The organism is Xenorhabdus khoisanae, assembly GCF_001037465.1.
Taxonomy (GTDB): Bacteria; Pseudomonadota; Gammaproteobacteria; order Enterobacterales; family Enterobacteriaceae; genus Xenorhabdus; species Xenorhabdus khoisanae.
In genome coordinates, this window is sequence record NZ_LFCV01000080.1 from 1 (window position 1) to 19,787 (window position 19,787).

General features: G+C 42.4%; 19 protein-coding genes. 10 read left to right on the forward strand and 9 right to left on the reverse strand.

Annotated features, from left to right (window positions below; translation table 11 throughout):
- Positions 1-389: 389 nt before the first annotated feature.
- The gene (hda, locus tag AB204_RS12590) at positions 390-1,097 is read left to right on the forward strand and encodes a DnaA inactivator Hda (RefSeq protein ID WP_047963722.1); all 708 of its coding nucleotides are present in this window, start codon (positions 390-392) and stop codon (positions 1,095-1,097) included.
- A gap of 104 nt (positions 1,098-1,201) precedes the next feature.
- Here hda and arsC read toward each other — a convergent pair whose 3' ends face one another.
- Both arsC and bepA read right to left on the reverse strand, forming a co-directional pair.
- A complete protein-coding gene (gene arsC, locus AB204_RS12595) occupies positions 1,202-1,558 on the reverse strand; it encodes an arsenate reductase (glutaredoxin) (protein WP_047963723.1) in 357 nt (118 codons plus the stop codon).
- A gap of 11 nt (positions 1,559-1,569) precedes the next feature.
- Positions 1,570-3,033 (reverse strand): beta-barrel assembly-enhancing protease, encoded by a 1,464-nt coding sequence (gene bepA / locus AB204_RS12600; RefSeq protein ID WP_047963746.1) that lies wholly within the window; start codon positions 3,031-3,033, stop codon positions 1,570-1,572.
- A gap of 189 nt (positions 3,034-3,222) precedes the next feature.
- On the opposite strand from bepA, the gene AB204_RS12605 reads away from it, so the two are divergent.
- Positions 3,223-4,290 (forward strand): AI-2E family transporter, encoded by a 1,068-nt coding sequence (locus AB204_RS12605; protein WP_047963724.1) that lies wholly within the window; start codon positions 3,223-3,225, stop codon positions 4,288-4,290.
- 47 nt (positions 4,291-4,337) lie between these two features.
- A complete protein-coding gene (locus AB204_RS12610; protein WP_047963725.1) occupies positions 4,338-5,387 on the forward strand; it encodes an AbrB family transcriptional regulator in 1,050 nt (349 codons plus the stop codon).
- A 74-nt stretch (positions 5,388-5,461) separates the two neighbouring features.
- On the opposite strand, the gene bcp is transcribed toward AB204_RS12610, so the two are convergent.
- The gene (bcp, locus tag AB204_RS12615; protein WP_047963726.1) at positions 5,462-5,935 is read right to left on the reverse strand and encodes a thioredoxin-dependent thiol peroxidase; all 474 of its coding nucleotides are present in this window, start codon (positions 5,933-5,935) and stop codon (positions 5,462-5,464) included.
- An 89-nt stretch (positions 5,936-6,024) separates the two neighbouring features.
- On the opposite strand from bcp, the gene AB204_RS22800 reads away from it, so the two are divergent.
- On the forward strand, positions 6,025-6,198 hold the full coding sequence (locus tag AB204_RS22800; RefSeq protein WP_161796565.1) for a hypothetical protein: 174 nt from the start codon (positions 6,025-6,027) through the stop codon (positions 6,196-6,198).
- Positions 6,199-6,315: 117 nt separating this feature from the next.
- Here AB204_RS22800 and AB204_RS12620 read toward each other — a convergent pair whose 3' ends face one another.
- The gene (locus AB204_RS12620) at positions 6,316-6,867 is read right to left on the reverse strand and encodes a glycine cleavage system transcriptional repressor (RefSeq protein ID WP_047963727.1); all 552 of its coding nucleotides are present in this window, start codon (positions 6,865-6,867) and stop codon (positions 6,316-6,318) included.
- Positions 6,868-7,103: 236 nt separating this feature from the next.
- Here AB204_RS12620 and dapA point away from each other — a divergent pair, with 236 nt between their 5' ends.
- The 5 genes from dapA (at position 7,104) to AB204_RS12650 (ending at position 13,526) form a co-directional block, all read left to right on the forward strand.
- Positions 7,104-8,003, forward strand: a complete 900-nt coding sequence (gene dapA / locus AB204_RS12625) for a 4-hydroxy-tetrahydrodipicolinate synthase (RefSeq protein WP_047963728.1) — start codon at positions 7,104-7,106, stop codon at positions 8,001-8,003.
- A 16-nt stretch (positions 8,004-8,019) separates the two neighbouring features.
- Positions 8,020-9,066: an outer membrane protein assembly factor BamC gene (bamC, locus tag AB204_RS12630; RefSeq protein ID WP_047963729.1), complete on the forward strand. Its 1,047-nt coding sequence runs from the start codon at positions 8,020-8,022 to the stop codon at positions 9,064-9,066.
- 93 nt (positions 9,067-9,159) lie between these two features.
- The gene (purC, locus tag AB204_RS12635; protein ID WP_047963730.1) at positions 9,160-9,873 is read left to right on the forward strand and encodes a phosphoribosylaminoimidazolesuccinocarboxamide synthase; all 714 of its coding nucleotides are present in this window, start codon (positions 9,160-9,162) and stop codon (positions 9,871-9,873) included.
- Positions 9,874-10,901: 1,028 nt separating this feature from the next.
- Complete coding sequence (locus AB204_RS12645) at positions 10,902-11,354, forward strand: DUF441 domain-containing protein (RefSeq protein ID WP_047963732.1); 453 nt, start codon at positions 10,902-10,904, stop codon at positions 11,352-11,354.
- Between the two features lie 27 nt (positions 11,355-11,381).
- A complete protein-coding gene (locus tag AB204_RS12650) occupies positions 11,382-13,526 on the forward strand; it encodes a tRNA(Met) cytidine acetyltransferase TmcA (RefSeq protein ID WP_047963733.1) in 2,145 nt (714 codons plus the stop codon).
- Here AB204_RS12650 and AB204_RS21450 read toward each other — a convergent pair.
- The 5 genes from AB204_RS21450 to AB204_RS12670 form a co-directional block, all read right to left on the reverse strand.
- Positions 13,471-13,665 (reverse strand): YpfN family protein, encoded by a 195-nt coding sequence (locus AB204_RS21450; protein ID WP_072061439.1) that lies wholly within the window; start codon positions 13,663-13,665, stop codon positions 13,471-13,473. The genes AB204_RS12650 and AB204_RS21450 overlap by 56 nt on opposite strands.
- Before the next feature lie 66 nt (positions 13,666-13,731).
- The gene (locus AB204_RS12655; protein ID WP_047963734.1) at positions 13,732-14,400 is read right to left on the reverse strand and encodes a M15 family metallopeptidase; all 669 of its coding nucleotides are present in this window, start codon (positions 14,398-14,400) and stop codon (positions 13,732-13,734) included.
- The gene (gene dapE / locus AB204_RS12660; RefSeq protein ID WP_047963735.1) at positions 14,397-15,524 is read right to left on the reverse strand and encodes a succinyl-diaminopimelate desuccinylase; all 1,128 of its coding nucleotides are present in this window, start codon (positions 15,522-15,524) and stop codon (positions 14,397-14,399) included. Before dapE ends, AB204_RS12655 begins: the two co-directional genes overlap by 4 nt.
- Positions 15,525-15,538: 14 nt before the next feature.
- Positions 15,539-15,934 carry an ArsC family reductase gene (locus AB204_RS12665; protein ID WP_047963736.1) on the reverse strand — a complete coding sequence of 132 codons (396 nt, stop codon included), beginning with the start codon at positions 15,932-15,934 and terminating at the stop codon, positions 15,539-15,541.
- A 241-nt stretch (positions 15,935-16,175) separates the two neighbouring features.
- The gene (locus AB204_RS12670; protein ID WP_047963737.1) at positions 16,176-16,811 is read right to left on the reverse strand and encodes a response regulator; all 636 of its coding nucleotides are present in this window, start codon (positions 16,809-16,811) and stop codon (positions 16,176-16,178) included.
- A gap of 546 nt (positions 16,812-17,357) precedes the next feature.
- Between AB204_RS12670 and maeB the strand changes: the two genes are divergently transcribed.
- Entirely contained in the window at positions 17,358-19,637 is a 2,280-nt protein-coding gene (gene maeB / locus AB204_RS12675; protein ID WP_047963738.1) for an NADP-dependent oxaloacetate-decarboxylating malate dehydrogenase, read from the forward strand.
- Positions 19,638-19,787: the final 150 nt, after the last annotated feature.

Sequence of the window (19,787 nt, forward strand, 5' to 3'; positions counted from 1 at the left end):
TTGTATCACATCACGTAATATATTTTCCATTAACATATGAACCTCAGATAATAAAAACTTAAGATGAATGAGTTAAAATCAGCCATGTTGTATTTTTATGTTAGAATATCTGTTTATCAGATATGAAATAAAATTTATGTTAGTAAAGAGTATCTCTGGTCAACCGGAAAAATGGATTTTGTTCTGGAACATGTTCTGATACTAATCTTCTGATTACCAGAATACCAATATTAAAAAATAAATTTTTGCCATCCTGTTGGTTGTAAACCATCCATTTTATCGCTCGACTAACATCGACAATAACCCTCCGTTTTAAACAAAGCATTCATTTCATTTATAGAGGCTTTTTGTGGTAGACTTAGCACTGTTCGTTATCCATTCTGTTTGAGGTGCTTCTGAATACACCGTCGCAGCTTTCATTGCCATTATATTTGCCAGATGATGAAACGTTTGCCAGTTTCTTTGCAGGTGAGAATACTTCCTTATTAGCTGCAATAAAATTGGCCATTAGTCAGTCACATGGCAGCTATATCTATTTTTGGTCCCGCGATGGCGGGGGCAAGAGCCATTTGCTTCATGCTGCCTGTGCCGAATTATCCCAACAGGAAGAAGCGGTAGGATATGTACCACTGGATAAACGCGCCTATTTTGTTCCCGAAGTCCTTGATGGTATGGAACATTTATCATTGGTGTGCATCGACAATATTGAGTGCATTGCAGGTGATCAGGAATGGGAGATGGCTATTTTCAATCTTTACAATCGAATTGTGGAGATTGGCCGAACTTGCCTTTTGATCACAGGTGATCGTCCTCCAAGGCAGATTAACCTGACGTTACCGGATCTGGCATCCCGTCTGGATTGGGGGCAAATTTACAAATTACAGCCTCTGTCTGATGATGAGAAAATTCAGGCATTGCAGTTACGGGCTAAATTACGAGGTTTTGAATTACCGGAGGATGTCGGGCGCTTTGTGTTGAAACGGCTTGATAGGGAAATGCAAACACTGTTTAAAACCTTGGATGAGCTTGATCGCGCTTCTATCGTGGCACAACGTAAACTGACGATCCCGTTTGTAAAAGATATCCTTGAGCTTTGAGTTGATGCTTTGAGTGATAGAGCGGCAAGTAAACGAGATCAGAATGTAAAAGTGATAGTGAACATGTTCCTATCACTTTTTTGTTCAGAATTTCTGAAAATTAATCAGGACAGAATCTCTTTCACTTGCTCTGGTGGTCGCCCCAAACGCGCTTTATCGCCGACAACAACAATCGGGCGCTCTATCAGTTTTGGGTTTTCAGCCATCGCTTGGATCAACGCTTCTTGCGATAGTGAATCATCACCGAGGTTGAGTTCCTTATAGAGTTCTTCTTTAGTTCTCATTAATTGGCGGGCATCTTTGAAGCCAAGTTGCCTCAATAATACGGTCAGTTGCTCTACTGTTGGTGGTGTCTCGAGATAGTGAATGATTTCCGGTGTAATCCCGAGTTCTTCAACCAGCTTAAGTGTCTCACGGCTCTTTGAGCAGCGGGGATTGTGATAAAAAGTCACTTGTTGCATAGAAAAATCCCTCATTTTGTATATTGGCTATAACTTTGTTGCAGTTGGCGCAATTGATCAATACGGGCATCATACCGCGCCTGAGCATAACTGCCCAATTTTGCCAATTTGCTGGCTTTGCTCAGATAATCGATAGCCATGTCAAATTTCCCCTGTAATGCCATAAATTCTGCATAAGCGGCGAGTTCTTCATCATGTTTTCCCTGCTTTCCTGCGGTTTTTCTCAATAAATCCCAACCATTGAGATCGTCAGGGTTATTGAAAGTATAACGAAACAGAAATTGTGATGCCTGTGAGTATTGCTCTGCGTTAAAGTAGGTGTTTGCGAGATTGATTTGCAATATAGGATTGTTTTTCTGTTTCTTGAGTGCATCCTGCAAGCGAGTAATAGCGCTGGCATAGTGTTTTTGATTGATATCGATGTCAGTCATTGTATCGATGAACCAAACATTGTCCGGATGTTTATCCAGAAGTGGAGACAGGATCGCTTTAGCCGCAGCATACTTTTTATCTTCAGAAAGCAAAATAGCATGTCCATAGGTAGCAGCGAGCTGCTCTTTAGTTGTCCCTTGGCTATATTTGTTCAACAATTGCTTAATGTGAGAAGATTTTTCGTTTGAATACATTGTCAAAAGACGAACACGGGCGAACAGAAAATCTTGAGATTCAGGAACGGTTTTAGTCGGGTATTGATTTGCCCTATTACGAGCGTCAGCCAACCGACTGTCAGGCAATGGATGAGTATAGAGTATCTCAGGCAGTTTGGAGCTGTAGCGGGATTGATCTACCAGAATTTGCATAAAGTTAGGCATTCCATGTTGATCAAATCCTGCACGGCTGAGAATTCGTATTCCAATGCGATCAGCTTCTTGCTCATTTGACTGGGTAAAACTGATCATATTTTGCTGAAAACCTGCAAACGTACCGCTGAGTGCAGCTATGCCTGCGTTTGGATTAGCCATCATCAGCAGAATAGAACCAAGGATACCAGCCCAGGCAAGGGGTCCTTTGCGTTGTTGATCTTCCATCAGGCGCGCCAAATGGCGTTGTGTAATGTGGGAGATTTCATGAGCCATGACAGAGGCCAGCTCACTCTCATCTCGGCTATAGCGGAACAAAGCTGAGTGAAGAACAACATGACCACCGAAAAATGCATAAGCATTAATATTGGAATTTTCGACCAGATAGAAATGGAAAGGTGTTTTTACAGAGTCTGCGTGGTGAACTAATCTTTGGCCTAGTTTATTTATGTACTGTGTCAGCAACGGATCATAAATCAAAGGAACCTGAGCCCGTATCGAACGTATGTATAAATCACCCATTGCCAATTCTTGATTGATGCTGAGGGTTGCTCCTGCGGTAGTGCCGATGTCAGGTAGTGAATCTTCAGCCGGTGCGGAGAATACAGAGACATTGCCCAATAATAATAGGCTGGCAACGATGGCTATCAGGGATTTTTTCGGTATTTTTCTCATAAAGCGATTCTCATAAGACAGTTCCCATAAGATAACTTCCAGAAAACAATTTCCATAAAACATGCGTTCTAACTAGCTACCAATTTCATGGATATGTGTATGATAGCAAAAGGTACCTGAAAATCCGTTAATCGTAATAATTTTTAATGAAAAATAGTTATTGAGTGTCGTTATCAAGGAGTCGTATTTATGCTGGAAATGATTATGCAATGGTATCACCGCCGCTTCACTGATCCACAAGTGATTGCGTTATCCATTATTCTGCTGGCCGGGTTTGGGATTATTTATTTCTTTAATGGAATTCTGGCACCTGTTCTTGCCGCCATTGTTTTGGCTTATTTGCTGGAATGGCCAACGGTGAAATTAGAAAAGCTGGGATGTGGTCGAGCGCTTTCCGTTTCCATTGTATTAATTGTCTTTATGGGAATCAGCGCATTGGTTATCTTGATTATTGCGCCTGCTGTCTGGCAGCAGGGATTAAATTTGTTTTCTGATTTGCCAAATATGATAAATCGTTTTAATGAGTATGCCCATACTTTGCCTTCCCGTTATCCGGCGTTAGTCGATGCAGGCATTATTGAAATGATTGCTGATAATTTGCGTAGCAAACTCTCTCTGGCTGGTGAATCTGTTTTTAAGTTTTCAGTGGCATCTTTGATTGGTTTGCTGACACTCGCGATTTATCTGATTATCGTCCCCTTAATGGTGTTTTTTCTGTTGAAAGACAAAAATCAAATGGTGGCGGCATTACAGCGAATACTGCCGCGTGATCACGGTTTGGCAGGAAAAGTATGGCATGAAATGAACCAACAGATTACTAACTATATCCGTGGTAAAGTCACTGAAATGGTTATATTGACCATCTGTACATATGCAGTATTTGCCTTCTTTGGGTTGAATTATTCTTTGTTGCTTGCAGTCCTGGTTGGTTTGTCTGTACTCATTCCTTATATTGGTACGGTAATTGTGACTATTCCGGTTATTGTCGTGGCTCTGTTTCAATGGGGGCTTGGAACTGATTTCTGGACTCTGTTTCTCGCCTATTTGGTGGTACAGGGGTTAGATGGAAATCTCCTTGTGCCAATTTTATTTTCGGAAGCAGTCAATCTTCATCCTCTTGTCATTATTCTTTCTGTCATTATTTTTGGTGGGTTATGGGGATTCTGGGGCGTCTTTTTTGCTATTCCACTGGCCACGTTAATTAAGGCTGTCATTCATGTCTGGCCGGAAGAAAAAATTGAAGAACAGGAGTCATGATAAGAAAAGGCAATATCCAATATTGAAAATCGGAGAAAAGGGTGGGGATGCGATCATTATTAAGTATTGTGCCCTGTATGCTTTTAGGGTGGGGATTATCATTATTGGGATTGCCTCTGGCTTATATGTTTGGGGCAATTGCTGCTGTGATCATTGCGTACCGATTCAGGGTTGCTATTGAGGTGCCTAAGCATAGTCTCACGGTAGTCCAGATTGTATTGGGTGGTGCTGTGGGATTGACGGTCAAGGGATTACAAGGGGAAGAAACCAGAGATATCTTTTTACTGCTTCCCTTTTTGTTTATCTGTTTGCTATTGCAATTTATTATCGGTTATCTATGGTTTAATCGAAAAATGGGTTGGAGCCGTGAAGAGTCGATGTTGGGCGCTGTGCCGGGAGCTATGGCAGCCGTGTTGGCATTGACTGATCATACACAAACGCAACCCCAGAAAATTGTTATATCCCATACTATCCGATTAGTCGTGTTGATTATCATTGCGAGCATTATTGTCGGATTGAATCCATCCCCGGCAACAGATCTAATCACAGAAAGTGTGTCATATTCTTATGCGATTAATTCCCATACATTTAGTGTCATTGGCTGGTTATCGATCATTGCGGTAGGAGGGTACTGGCTTGGGCGCTTGTTAGAACGTATTCATGTTCCTGCCCCTTACATGTTGACTTCATTGGTTGTGGCAGTATTGGTGCACTTATTATCCGCTACAACGCTGGTTATGCCTGATTTTCTTAACGCCTTATCTATGGCATTGATCGGTATGCGGATAGGCGCGAGCTTTATTTCTTTTCCTCTATCCATGCTCATCAGTAATATTTGGTCTTCCATACAGGCGGTATTTATTAGCTTGATTGTCACTATTTTGGTGGCTTTGGTGACGGCAGAGATCATGGATTACCCTATAGATCTACTCATCTTGGCTTGGGCACCTGGCAGTATGGAAGCGATGTTATTTGCAGCGATAGCAATGAAAGTGAATGTGGGGATTGTGATGTCGAGCCATATTATACGCATGTCAATGCTTCATGTTATACCAGCCATAGTCTTGGCTTTTCAGGAACGTCGACGTCGGAGTTAATGTTTATTCATTCCCGCTACCTAATCTGGTAACGGGAATGAATGATGCTATCTATACCATTGGGTATAACTGATTCACGATGAATGCTGTTTCAGGTAATCGAGTACAATTTGATGATGATCACTGGTTTTGAATTTATCAAAAACGTGTTCAATATTGCCTTGTGGGTCAATCAAGAAACTGATGCGGTGAATGCCATCATAGATTTTTCCCATGAATTGCTTTTCACCCCAAACACCAAATTGCCCGGCAACCTGATGATCAACATCAGAAAGTAGCGTGAAATTCAGCATCTGTTTTTCGGCAAAGCGAGATAATTTTTCAGGTGCATCTGTGCTGATCCCTAGCACTTCAACATGGATGTTTTTCAGTTCATCCATCGTGTCACGTAAACCACATGCTTGAACGGTGCAACCTGGAGTCATTGCTTTGGGATAAAAATAAACTAAAACACGCTGACCTTTGAAGTCAGATAAATTAATGGTTTCGCCATCTTGGTCAGGAAGGCTGAATTGAGGGGCCTTATCACCGGCTTTCAATGGACTCATTACGCATTCTCCGTTTAATCGTTTTGATTTAAATAAGTTTATACACTAATACTGCTATATCTTCTTGTGTCAATATGTATATGTATTAAATGTCATTGGCAACGAAAAATGCCAAGAAAATGTTGATCAAATCCAATAGGGATAGTTTGTCTGTTCAACAATTTCATCATCCTAAGATAGTTAAGCGTATTCGTAAAGGAGCTGAGCTGGGTGCATTGACCGTTGAAGAGATCTCGCCAGAGAGTACAAGAAAAAATCGGTGATTGGCATATTAGCAAAATGCCCCGTAAGCCTTCGCCCAATGTGGGCGAGGATACAAGGGAAGCTAATCAGGGGTTTTCTGCAAGCTATACGTTTTTAACAGGGAGTTCCTCTATTATTTAATCTTTCAAATGGTTTTGCACGTTAACAGTGCCTTGTGCATTTAATTCTTTACACAGTTGATAAAATGTTTCTTTAAATATCGTACCATTGTCACTCAATGGATGATGACCTGTAATTTGAATCTCCAGGCGAGCAGAGTTATTTCCTTCATCGGGATGGGTTTTTGATACCAGTTCAGCGATATTAAGATTTTGAGCCGTAAATAGACTGGTAAAACGTTCAACAATACCTGGTGAATCATCGACATCCACTTTGACGATAATAGTAGAAGGAAATTTGGTCTGGATACCACATCGGGTACGTTTCATCACAATCAATAATTCAAGCTCTGCGCCTTTCTGTGGCAAAGCTGACTCGATCAAGGCAATAGCGTTCCAGCTACCGGATAGCAACATGATAAAAGTAAACTCTTCGCCAAACATTGCCAGACGGCTATCTTCAATATTGCAACCACATGTACTGACAAGACGGGTGATAGTATTGACAATGCCGGGACGATCCGTACCCAAAGCTGTGATCACTAAAAAATGTTGTTCTGATGTTGGCAAAGCGATTTTCCTTTTAATTGTAATAGATGTCTGCTGTCTAAACATAAAAAATGATCAAGAGAAGGTCAATCGTATTTATTGAGGAAGCGCGATTATAATTTCTGTTTAATTGGCTACACTTGATATTAACAAAATTCATTGAAATCGAGTGCTTAAGGAGTTTTCTTCTGTATAACAAGAAAGTACCATGAACTTCTCACTTTGAAATTTAAGGTTTTAATTAAGGGGAAATGGCAATGGTAAGCAATCACTCTGATTTTACAGGCAGTATAGTTGCACTGATAACTCCGATGAATTCAACTGGTCAGATTGATAAGGCCAGTTTGAAAAAATTAGTTGATTATCATATCGCCAGTGGTACATCTGCGATTGTGTCTGTTGGAACAACGGGTGAGTGTGCAACACTTAGCCACGATGAGCATGTTGAAGTCGTACTGACAACGCTAGAAGTGGCTGATGGACGTATACCTGTGATTGCCGGAACAGGCGCAAATGCTACGGCAGAAGCCATTTCACTGACTAGCCGTTTCGAAAACACAGGCGTTGCGGGTTGCCTGTCTGTGACACCTTATTATAATAGGCCGTCACAGGAAGGTTTATATCTGCATTATAAGGCGATAGCTGAGAATACCGACTTACCACAAATTCTGTATAATGTGCCATCTCGTACCGGATGTGATTTACTGCCATCGACCGTTGCCCGTTTGGCGAAATTGGAAAATATTGTTGCAATTAAGGAAGCGACGGGGAACTTAAGTCGTGTCAGTCAAATCCAAGAATTGGTTAATGATGAAAATTTCATTTTGCTGAGTGGTGATGATGTAAGCTTTGTCGATTTCATACAGCTTGGTGGAAGAGGGGTTATTTCTGTGACAGCGAACGTTGCAGCGGCAGAAATGGCACGGATATGTGAATTGGCTGAGCAGGGTGAATTTTTGACGGCCCGTGGCTTGAACAGCCAGTTGATGGAATTGCATCATCAATTATTTGTTGAACCTAGCCCGACGCCAGCCAAGTGGGCCTGCCGTCAATTGGGGTTGATTACTGATGATACTCTGCGTTTGCCAATGATTCCGCTAACGCAGGAAGGGCAAATTTCAGTTGGTAACGCCTTGAAAATGGCTGGATTACTGTAAATTTTAGGGAATTTTAATGGCAACATTATTGCAAAAATCGAAGGTCATGAAGGTTGCTGGACTGTCATTGGTAGTTTTTTTGGCAGCCTGCTCCAGCGATCAGCGCTATAAACGTCAAGTAAGCGGGGATGAATCTTATCTTGAAACTCCCCCGCTGAACGCACTGAATATCCCTGCGGGAATGATATTACCGTTGCAAAACAGTGAATATAATGTTCCGGCAGTGGTTTCAACAAGTGCAGTGGGTAAAAACTTGGATATTCGCCCGCCATTGCAGGCCCTTGCGTTATTGACGGGGTCCCGCATTGAAAATAGCGCAAAAAGCAGTAAGTTGTTGCTTGAAAATAGCCCGGAATACAGCAAATTGTGGTCACAGGTAAATAATCTGTTGACGAAGAAAGGTTATCAGATCAGTCAGAAAGATGATGCTGCACAAACGTTGACAACTGATTGGATTACATGGGCACGGGCAGATGAAAATACGCCTTATCAGGGGCGTTACCGTATCTCGGTTACCCAGCAGGATTATCAAACAGCCCTGTCTGTTTCCAATGAGGGATTGAAACTTGGCGAAAAGGAAGTCACCGATCCGGTAGAAATTCAACGTTACACGGTATTGATGCTTAATGAATTGGCGGGTGATTTAAGTCAGGAGCAGGAAGAATCAAGCCAAAATAATGCCAAAGATGCGGGCGCATTGTCCGTACAGAGCGGTAGCGATAATACCGGATTGCCGAACATTATTGTTCGTGCGCCATACAATGTTGTTTGGAACAGATTGCCGTACACATTAGAAAGTGCCGGTATGCAAGTGACGGATCGTACCCGTTCCACCGGAGCGATAGCCGTAACTTACAAAGGTCTCAGTGATTCTAATTGGAAAGCATTGAATGTAGAAGCGCCTTCCATTAGTGAAGGAAATTACAAGTTGCAGGTAGGTGATTTGAATAACCGAAGCAGCCTGCAATTTATCAGTGAGAAAGGCAAACCGCTGACTCAATCTGAAAATGATCAATTGGTGGCTGTGCTGGAAGCCGTATTCAGCAAATCCACAGATAAGTAATATATAAAGGGGCCTTAGGCCCCTTTATATTTTGGGTGAAATTTTTCGTTTAATTTTTTTACGTTTAAAGAAGTCACATTTCTGGAGTATAAGATGCAGAAAAAAGCTGAGTTGTATCGTGGAAAAGCAAAAACAGTGTACGCCACTGACAATCCTGACCTGCTTGTGCTGGAATTCCGTAATGATACATCAGCATTGGATGGTGAACGCATTGAACAGTTTGATCGTAAGGGAATGGTGAATAATAAGTTCAATCATTTCATTATGAATAAACTCGAAGCAGCGGGCATTCCGACGCAAATGGAACAACTTCTGTCAGATAATGAATCCTTAGTGAAAAAGCTGGATATGGTGCCTGTTGAGTGCGTTATTCGTAACCGGGCTGCGGGTTCTCTGGTGAAACGTCTTGGGGTAGAAGAGGGGATGGTACTTAATCCGCCACTGTTTGACCTGTTCTTGAAGGATGATGCTAAACATGATCCGATGGTCAATGAATCCTACTGTGAAACATTTGGTTGGGTTAGCAAAGAACACTTGTCTGAGATGAAGCGCCTGAGCTACAAGGCCAATGAAGTATTGAGTAAGCTGTTTGATGATGCCGGCTTGATTCTGGTGGATTTCAAATTGGAGTTTGGTCTGTTCAAAGGCAAGGTCGTATTGGGTGATGAATTTTCACCAGATGGCAGTCGTCTGTGGGATCAACAAACAATGGATAAAATGGACAAAGACCGCTTCCGTCAGAGTCTTGGTGGTTTGATTGAAGCGTATGAAGAGGTTGCACACCGTATTGGTGTTATTTTGGATTAATGACGCAAACGATTACTTAAAGAGTATTGCTTAAAATAAAAGGATGCCCTTGAAATTAATAAGGGCATCCTGTCATCATCTTGCGCCTTTAGTAAACTTTAAAGCAGGTATTTGATTTTCTGCTTCCAGCCTTTTTGTTGCATACAATTGTTATAAGTGTTGTGTCTTGAACTCTGATTAACATCGATCACATAGCTTTCAGTCATGGGAATACTCTGAGTGTAATAACCGTCTTTCCCGCATTGGCTTCCATTTGCACAGGGCTGTCGTACTGTCCTGAGTTCTGATCTTTGGGCAACTTCATTTTTTACAGGAAACAGCCTCAATGCTAATTGATTGCATTCTGTAGTTGCTTCATTAAAAGGAGTTGGACTACTTGTTGCGGGTACCCATTGAGTTGTACAACCCGCTAAGGAAATACAGATTAAAATGAAGAATGTTAGTCTTCTCATATCGTTTATACGAACGCATCCTGTTTGCAAGGCATTCCTTACAATCTTTCTGCATTCACCTTGATAAAAGTGTTGATGTTTACCAGTAAAGCACAATAAGGCCGGCTGTTACTGACGTTATGAGTAAATTGCCCACGTTGTGATATTTTCCGCTACCAAGAAACAAAGTTTCACCTTGATTTGGATGGGTAATTATTTATTAGTGTTATTGTTTAAGCAAGAATGTTAACAAACTACGCGTCGATACACCATTTACCCAATTTAGGTACAGTTTTTACAGTACAAAGGGTGTTTTCCTCGCCCTGTCTTGTTACCGATTTTTTATATGTTCTATACCCAATGGCTGAGATTGAGCGTTGCCAACAAAGCTGCAACTTGAAAGAAGGCAGATATGTGTGAATGTAATTATGGATAAACATCCATTTACTGAATATGAATAATTTTAAGTAAGTGCAGAAATTTTAAGTTATTATCCTGCCGATACCAGAATACATATTTTCTGGTTTTAATATAATCAATTTATTGTTTTCTGATTTAAAAATAATCAATTTATTGTTTTCTGGGAAATAAATATCTATGGGCCATATTGATCCTACTTTGCTGATTTTACTCGTGTTGGCAGGGCTTGGTATTATCAGTCATAACATGACAGTGACGCTTGCCATGTTATTTCTGCTAGTCGTTCGTATTACACCATTGAATCAATTTTTTCCTTGGGTGGAAAAATACGGTTTGACGATAGGTGTTTTGATTCTGACTATTGGAGTCATGGCTCCTATCGCAAGTGGAAAAATCTCTGCGCAGGAAATTTTCAGCTCTTTCTTGAATTGGAAATCACTGCTGGCGATTGCTGTTGGTGTTTTGGTTTCATGGTTAGGAAGCCGGGGCGTTGCTTTAATGTCCAGCCAACCTTCAACAGTAGCAGGGTTATTGGTTGGTACAATATTGGGCGTTGCTTTATTTAGGGGCGTTCCTGTTGGGCCGTTGATTGCCGCAGGTATTCTGTCAATCATGATTGGTAAATCATGATCACTTACCGACTATGTTGAGATAATTATGTTGGATAGTGCATGGGGCATGTTGCAGGCACAGATGCAACAACAAGGACAGCGCCGCTTAGTGGTATTGAGTGGTAACCCTCAATGGAGTGAATGGATTGTTAGCCAACTAAAAGAACAATTCCAAGGAGATTGGTTAACGGTTTCATCTTGTGGGCCAGATGCTATTGAGCCAACGAAAGCTGTTGGTTTACTTGGGCGTGAATTTTTGCATGGTGTTTTTGATGCAACGAAGGGTTTTAACGCTGAAGCATTGGCAATATTGGCTGGCACGTTAAAAGCAGGCAGTTGGCTGGTAATGCGTGTACCTGCTTGGTCACAATGGGCAGAATGGCCTGATGAAGACAGTATCCGCTGGAATGAATCGGCGGGAGTCATCCCGACACCTAATTTTATCCGACATATCCAGCGGCAGATCCTCTCCTGCCCGGAAGTATTACTCTGGCGACAAGATACTCCCCTTCAATTACAACCATCGCACCAGACTGGCTTGTGGCAGATGCCGGATGGAAACCCAACGGTTAGTCAGCAAACGCTTCTTGAAGAGTTGTTACAGTCATCAGGCGGAATTTGGGTAATCACTGCCCCGCGAGGGCGAGGAAAGTCGGCTCTGGCTGGAATGTTGGTACGGCATTGGCAAGGTACGTGTTGGCTGTGTGCACCAGCAAAAATCACAACAGAAGTCATTCGGTGTTACGCCGGTATTTCAGAGCAAGAGATGCCATTCTGGGCGGTAGATAATTTATTGAAGTATTGCCGATTGAAAAAGGATGGATCGGGAAATAAAAATGACGCTGATTGGTTATTGATTGATGAAGCAGCGGCGATCCCTACACCACAATTGGCCGAATTGATCCGCCACTTTCCCCGGGTGTTGTTAACTTCAACGGTTCAGGGATATGAGGGAACCGGGCGTGGTTTTCTGTTGAAACTCTGTGCTGCCTTACCTGATTGCCATGTCCGTGAATTGAAAACACCGATGCGCTGGGCTGAAAATGATCCTTTGGAATCCTGGTTGGATAACGCGCTACTATTTGATGATAGATTACTTGATGATAGATTACTTGATGATAGATTACCGCTTAATGAGCAATCAGCTCACTTTAATATTGAGAAAGATCTGCGTCTTTACCCTATTGAACAACCCATGTGGTTACAACAACCCGCATTATTGCGTCAATTCTATGGGTTATTGACTAGCGCACATTATCGCACTTCGCCCCTTGATTTACGCCGATTGTTGGATGGCAATGGGATGACATTCCTATCTGCCATGTCTGGTTTTCCAGTGAATGAACCCCAATTGGTTGGGGCAATGTGGTTGGTGAATGAAGGCGGTTTATCACAAATACTTGCACATGAAATATGGGCAGGAAGGCGTCGTCCGAGGGGAAATCTGGTCGCTCAATCCTTGGCTGCACACGGCGGATTTCCACAAGCTGCGGTTATGCGATCACAGAGAGTTAGCCGTATCGCCGTGCAAGCACAATATCGTCGCCGTGGCATTGCACAACATTTGATAACTCATCAGTGTCGGGAAGCGAGAAAACACAAATTGGATTTTCTTTCTGTCAGTTTTGGCTATACCGCCGAGCTTTGGGCACTTTGGCAAAAATGTGGTTTTCGGCTGGTCAGAATGGGAACCCATCGGGAAGCGAGCAGTGGTTGTTATACAGCAATGGCTATCTTACCGTTGAGCGGGCAAGGCAAACGTTTTGCTCAATTGGCACAGCAACAATTATCCCGTGATGCCAGTGGATTGGAATCGTTACTTGGCTTTGCCTTGCCAGTTGAGCACGATAAGGATGAACGGCTCAATGGCAGTGACTGGCAGGCGTTGGCTGGTTTTGCATTTGCACATCGTTCCTTGTCCGCCTCTTATTTTGCATTACAGAGATTATTGTTGACGAGTGATTTAGCTTTGCCCGGATTGAGAAAACATCTTCAGCAGCAGATAGATATTGAACAGTGTGCACATGATTTATCGTTGAATGGGCGCAAGGCGTTATTAAAACTTTGGCGGGAAGAGACGGCTCACGCTTTGGCAAGCATAGATGAAATACTTGCCAATCAGTGGCGAGATTGGGTTATTTCTTGCGATTCTGTTGAGGCCAATCGTCCTCATCATCCCATTGATCGTTAAGATCCCGATGGGGCGGTAATTCTGGTTTGTTATCTAAAAAATATTTTTGGTCGACACGACTCAGCGCTTTTACCGCATTAATGATAATGCCAACGAGCACTAACAGAACAATCCACCAATAATCTACCAGCCAATGCATTGTATCTCCCCCCAAGATATTAAGAGCCTCCTCGATAAGGCTCTTGGAGCCTGATTTGCTATTTTTCTAATCCGCTATCTTGATATATTTTTCAAACAGATAAGACAGATTGTTTCTTAGCCAGTCGATGCCGGCAATATCACGACCTTGCCAAGCGTTCAGTAGCACGTTTCCATCGAACAGACGTTCAGCCTCATGAGATATAGGCCAATAACTGATATGCCACGGCTCATAAGCTACACCAGCATCATGGCGAGTGTACGGGCGATAGAAATCATAATGAGACATATTTTCTGTCAGCCAATGAGTCAATGGCTCAAAGTAGCCGCCGTCTTCATATTCCCATGGTTCCAGCAGTAATTTTTTACCTTGCGGCAGCAGGAACGGATCATACACATCCAGTTCGGTGCCCCAATGATGACGGCTCGCTCCCGGCAAAGCCGACCAACGGAGAATGGCCTCACAAAGCTCACCTTCGCCCATCGCTGAAATGTTAAGAGGTTGGTTATGATCATCTAATACCGGGCGTTGGCCACGGAATTTTTCATTCCAGATAGTTTGCTGACGTGTGAAATCACGGAATGAACTGGCAGGTTGTAGCTTAAATCCTGCTTTAGCTGCATCTTTCTGCATGGCAAGAAACGCTTTGGTGGCATTGAACTGCAAACGGTGATTGCCAGCAAGTGTTACCAAATGATCCGTGGACAAGCCAGTCAACATTTCAGGTGTCATCATTTGATTAATTTCTCCATGATACGTTGATAAACCAGGCTCAACTCCTGTAAATCTGTCACCTTGACGCATTCATTCGTTTTATGAATAGTAGCATTAATGGGCCCCAGCTCCACAACCTGAGCGCCCATTTTGGCAATAAAACGCCCATCGGATGTACCGCCACTCGTTGATAGCTCCGGTTTATATCCGCAATAATGAGCAACCGATTCAACTGCCGCATCAACGAGGATACCTTTACTGGTCAGGAAAGGCTGGCCCGATAACCACCATTCAAGTTCGTATTTCAGATTATGCTTTTTCAGCATATCTTCTACTTGTTGGCGGATTGCAACATCTGTTAATTCGGTACTGAAACGGAAATTGAATTGAACCCACAGTTTACCCGGAATCACGTTATTGCTACCGGTTCCTGCCTGAATATTAGCGATTTGCATGCTCGTGGCAGGGAAGAATTCATTTCCGTCGTCCCACTTTGTATTAACCAGTTCTTGTAAAAAGGGTTGTGAACGATGGATGGGGTTATCGGCCAATTGAGGATAGGCGACATGGCCTTGAGTACCCAAAATAGTCAGGTTGGCAGTTAACGAGCCTCTCCGTCCATTCTTGATCATATCTCCCAGACGTTGCTGGCTGGAGGGTTCCCCTATCAGGCAGTAATCCAGACGCTCATGGCGGGACATTAACGCTTCAACTACTTTAACGGTACCATTTGTTGCTTTGGCTTCTTCATCAGAGGTGATAAGAAAAGCAAGACGGCCTTTATGGGCAGGATATTCCTCGACGAAACGTTCAGCAGCCACAACCATTGCAGCCAGAGAACCTTTCATATCTGCGGCACCACGACCATAAAGCATCCCATCGCGGATAGCCGGTTCGAAAGGTGGTGTCTGCCATTGTGATGTATCACCGGCAGGAACAACATCGGTATGTCCAGCAAAGGCAAAAGTTTCTCCTGTTCCACGATAAGCCCAGAAATTCAAAGTATCATCAAAAGGCATTCGCTCTATCGTAAAGCCGATATTTTGCAGACGCTGAATGAGAAGCTCCTGACAACCTTGATCGTCAGGACTGACGGAAGGGCGCTGAATTAATTGCTGGGCAAGATCAATTACTGGACAACTCATGATGAGATCCTTATCTAGTCATGCGAGAAAAATTGTTGGTATTGTTCGGCCTTAAAACCGATTAAACACTTTTCTATTGCTGAAGCCGCCGTTTTTGAGATCAAGAGAGGCCGTTTTATGATTGCGGGTTGTTCCAGCATGAGTGCTTGAGCAGCCTCTGTATTATTAATGGCGGCTTTTTGCTCATCAGACAACTTTCGCCAAGTTGTACCACGAGTATTCAGCAAAGGCTCCCAGCCGACTTGTTCAATAAATGCCTGGAGTAGCTCAGAAGATAAACCATCAACGCGATAGTCATGAAATTGATAGGGGATCTCTTGGTCTTCTAGCCAGCGACGCGCTTTTTTTATGGTATCGCAGTTTTTGATACCGTATAGAGTGAATGCTTTATGAGAAGTGGTATCCGACATGATGAGATCCTTGGTTTTGTTTAACGTAGCAGACATAATGCGGGAAATTTGGGATTTTATCCAGACAGAGATAAGGCTTAATTGTAATAGTAAACCAAATAAATAGTACCTTACATTTATTATTTAGGAAATTAATTCACTTTTAAATTAATTTGCTTTTCTTGATAACTCACAATTTCCCTGCCGCCAAAACTTAGGGAAATTGTGTTTAATAATGGAGAGGTGAAGAAAGAATCCGATGTTAGATGAACTCTGTTTTCCTATGTTTTAGATAAATGATGGTGGCTTCGAGACGGGAGCGGGATTTAAGTTTTTTCAATAGGTTACGGGTATGGACTTTCACTGTCTCTTCTGAAATAAAAAGGAAGTCAGCAATTTCTTTATTTGTCATTCCTTCTGAAATTTCTTTTAAGACATCTAACTCACGCTTGGTTAATTTTGATAATGGGTCGATATAAAGATGGCGGGTAGATAAATATTGATAAACTTTTTCACTGAACACAGCATGACCATCAGCGGCTTTTTTTATGTTGCTCAACAGAGGAACAAGCTCGGTACTTTTTAATAAATAGCCATTTGCACCGGCATCAACCGCATCATAAATATCACCACGATGATCAGAATCGGAAAGTACCAAAATATACGAATCAAGACCTTTGCGACGAAGGGATTTAATCGTATCAATCCCTGAAAGGCCGTGAATTTTCAGATCCATCAGAATAATGTCTGGTTTTATCTGGCAAGCGATATTAATCGCATCTTCACCATTGTCAGTTTCGGCAGTTACAATGAGTTCCCGCTCTAATTCAATCAACCCTTTTAAGCCGTGACGGATGATAGGATGATCATCAACTATCATGACTGAATGATTATGCATGTTCTTTCTCCCATATAGAAATGCAGATTATTATGTTTAATGAAACATAAAAGACAGAGTCCTGCTTTATGTTAAATTGCTGTGTGATTTTTATGGAGTATATTGAATCATCTTTAATGAGATTCTGAAAATATATCCTGATATAAAAATAGGAATATCGCAAACAGGTTTAACCATTCAGGTGAAATAAAATTCACTTTCATAAAAAATGCGTTTCCTTAGTTGCTAATAATTTTCCAAATAAATTTGGACTAATATTTTATAGATTATTTTTTGTTTTTGTAAACTTATTTTAAATGCTGACTTTAAAATACTTCTTTAATTAATTTGTCAGTTCATTAATTGAAGTTAAAATACCTCTCTATAGGTATCATTAGGATAATGTTTATATAATATTGGTTAACATAAACTCATTATTAGCTTGCTTTTTGATCTTTGTTTTTTAGAGCAAGAACAAAATAATGCTGCTGACATCATGATTTAACTTTCCGTAACTATTATACTGAGCAGATTTTCAATTCGACATGATGCGTAAAGGATCTGATGATGGACGAAAAACTAAAACAAAGTGCGCTTGATTTTCACGAGTTTCCACAGCCGGGGAAAATCACGGTTACTCCGACTAAGCCACTGACAACTCAACGTGATTTGGCGCTGGCATACTCGCCGGGTGTTGCGGCTCCTTGCCTTGAAATCGCAGAAGATCCTTTGGCGGCTTACAAATATACTGCTCGTGGTAACCTTGTTGCGGTTATCTCCAATGGTACTGCTGTCTTAGGGTTGGGTAATATCGGTGCATTAGCCGGTAAGCCTGTTATGGAAGGTAAGGGCGTTCTATTCAAGAAATTCTCTGGTATTGATGTTTTTGACATCGAAGTTGATGAGTCCAATCCTGATAAATTGATTGATATCATTGCGGCCCTGGAGCCTACCTTCGGTGGCATTAACCTTGAAGATATTAAAGCGCCGGAGTGCTTCTATATTGAACAAAAACTCCGTGAGCGAATGAAAATTCCTGTATTCCACGATGATCAACACGGAACTGCAATTATCTGTACCGCAGCGGTATTAAATGGATTGCGGGTGGTTAGCAAAGATATCAGCACTGTTCGCATGGTGGTATCGGGTGCTGGCGCTGCCTCAATTGCCTGTATGAACTTGCTGGTGGCTTTGGGATTGAAACGTGAAAATATTGTCGTTTGTGACTCGAAAGGGGTTATCTATCGTGGTCGCGAAGAGAATATGGAAAAAACCAAAGCGGATTATGCTATTGAGGATAATGGCAGCCGTACCTTGGCAGATGTGATCCCCGATGCTGATATTTTCCTTGGCTGCTCTGGACCGGGCGTATTGACACAAGACATGGTGAAAACCATGGCGAAAGATCCGCTTATTATGGCATTAGCCAACCCGGAGCCGGAAATTCTGCCACCACTGGCAAAGGCTGTTCGCCCTGACGCCATTATCTGTACTGGCCGCTCTGATTTCCCTAATCAGGTGAACAACGTTCTTTGCTTCCCATTTATTTTCCGGGGCGCATTGGATGTTGGAGCGACAACCATCAATGAAGAAATGAAACTCGCCTGTGTCCGCGCTATCGCAGATTTGGCGCTGGCGGAACAAAGTCAGGAAGTGGCTTCTGCCTATGGTGATCAAGACCTGTTCTTTGGCCCTGATTACATTATTCCAAAACCCTTTGATCCTCGCCTGATTGTAAAAATTGCTCCGGCTGTGGCGAAAGCGGCAATGGAATCTGGTGTTGCAACACGGCCTATTACCGATTTCGGGGCATATATTGAGAAACTCAATGAGTTTGTCTATAAAACCAACTTATTCATGAAGCCAATCTTCTCTCAGGCTAAAAAAGAGAAAAAACGCATTGTATTGGCAGAAGGGGAAGATATCCGCGTATTGCATGCCACACAAGAATTAGTTTCTCTTGGGTTGGCGTTCCCTATTCTGATTGGTCGTCCTAGTGTTATTGAAATGCGGATAAAAAAACAAGGTCTGCATATCGAAGCCGGTAAGGATTTCGAAGTCGTGAACAACGAGAATGACCCGCGTTTTAAAGAATACTGGCAAGAATATTACCAGCTGATGAAACGTCGTGGCGTGTCTCAGGAGCAGGCTCGTCGTGCAGTGATTGGTGATCCAACCTTGATCGGTGCAATCATGGTGCATCGTGGTGAAGCCGATGGCCTAATTTGTGGCACTGTGGGCAGCTACAGCGAACATTACCAAGTGGTGAAAGATGTCTTTGGCTTCCGTCAGGGAGTCCATACCGCAGGTGCCATGAATGCCTTGATGTTGCCAACGGGGAATACTTTTATTGCCGATACTTATGTCAATGAAGATCCAAACCCGGAAGAACTGGCAGAAATCACATTGATGGCGGCTGAAACCATTCGTCGTTTCGGTATTGAACCTAAAGTAGCACTATTATCACGCTCAAGTTTTGGTTCTGCTGATTGTGATTCTGCGCAAAAAATGCGTAAGACACTGGAATTGGTTCAGAAAATGGCACCATCCCTTGAAATTGATGGTGAAATGCACGGTGATGCTGCACTGATGGAAAGCATTCGCCGCGATATCATGCCGGACAGCCCGCTGAAAGGTTCTGCGAATTTGTTGATCATGCCAAATATGGAAGCTGCCCGTATCAGCTACAACTTACTGCGAGTCACTAGCTCGGATGGGGTAACTGTAGGCCCGGTCTTGATGGGAGTAGCAAAACCTATCCATATCCTGACACCGATTGCTTCAGTACGCCGTATCGTGAATATGGTGGCATTAGCGGCGGTTGAAGCACAAACCAATCCTCTCTAAAAATAGCCATTCATTGTTCTGGTCTATTTATTAGGCCGGGACAAAATAGAGATCGACCCTGTTAAGTCTATGCTTAACAGGGTATCTTTGTTTGTAAATAATTCTCATTATCTATAATATGCGGGCAATTTTTCTTTTGATAATGAATAA

Bases quoted from the DNA above. Each gene is read 5' to 3' on its own strand.
- AB204_RS22800 (WP_161796565.1), top strand. From the start codon at position 6,025: ATGTCATTGGCAACGAAAAATGCCAAGAAAATGTTGATCAAATCCAAT.
- AB204_RS12670 (WP_047963737.1), bottom strand. From the start codon at position 16,811: ATGCATAATCATTCAGTCATGATAGTTGATGATCATCCTATCATCCGT.
- dapA (WP_047963728.1), top strand. From the start codon at position 7,104: ATGGTAAGCAATCACTCTGATTTTACAGGCAGTATAGTTGCACTGATA.
- maeB (WP_047963738.1), top strand. From the start codon at position 17,358: ATGGACGAAAAACTAAAACAAAGTGCGCTTGATTTTCACGAGTTTCCA.
- AB204_RS12655 (WP_047963734.1), bottom strand. From the start codon at position 14,400: ATGATGACACCTGAAATGTTGACTGGCTTGTCCACGGATCATTTGGTA.
- AB204_RS12610 (WP_047963725.1), top strand. From the start codon at position 4,338: ATGCGATCATTATTAAGTATTGTGCCCTGTATGCTTTTAGGGTGGGGA.
- bamC (WP_047963729.1), top strand. From the start codon at position 8,020: ATGGCAACATTATTGCAAAAATCGAAGGTCATGAAGGTTGCTGGACTG.
- AB204_RS12645 (WP_047963732.1), top strand. From the start codon at position 10,902: ATGGGCCATATTGATCCTACTTTGCTGATTTTACTCGTGTTGGCAGGG.
- AB204_RS12665 (WP_047963736.1), bottom strand. From the start codon at position 15,934: ATGTCGGATACCACTTCTCATAAAGCATTCACTCTATACGGTATCAAA.
- AB204_RS21450 (WP_072061439.1), bottom strand. From the start codon at position 13,665: ATGCATTGGCTGGTAGATTATTGGTGGATTGTTCTGTTAGTGCTCGTT.
- AB204_RS12650 (WP_047963733.1), top strand. From the start codon at position 11,382: ATGTTGGATAGTGCATGGGGCATGTTGCAGGCACAGATGCAACAACAA.
- dapE (WP_047963735.1), bottom strand. From the start codon at position 15,524: ATGAGTTGTCCAGTAATTGATCTTGCCCAGCAATTAATTCAGCGCCCT.
- arsC (WP_047963723.1), bottom strand. From the start codon at position 1,558: ATGCAACAAGTGACTTTTTATCACAATCCCCGCTGCTCAAAGAGCCGT.
- bcp (WP_047963726.1), bottom strand. From the start codon at position 5,935: ATGAGTCCATTGAAAGCCGGTGATAAGGCCCCTCAATTCAGCCTTCCT.
- AB204_RS12605 (WP_047963724.1), top strand. From the start codon at position 3,223: ATGCTGGAAATGATTATGCAATGGTATCACCGCCGCTTCACTGATCCA.
- bepA (WP_047963746.1), bottom strand. From the start codon at position 3,033: ATGAGAAAAATACCGAAAAAATCCCTGATAGCCATCGTTGCCAGCCTA.
- purC (WP_047963730.1), top strand. From the start codon at position 9,160: ATGCAGAAAAAAGCTGAGTTGTATCGTGGAAAAGCAAAAACAGTGTAC.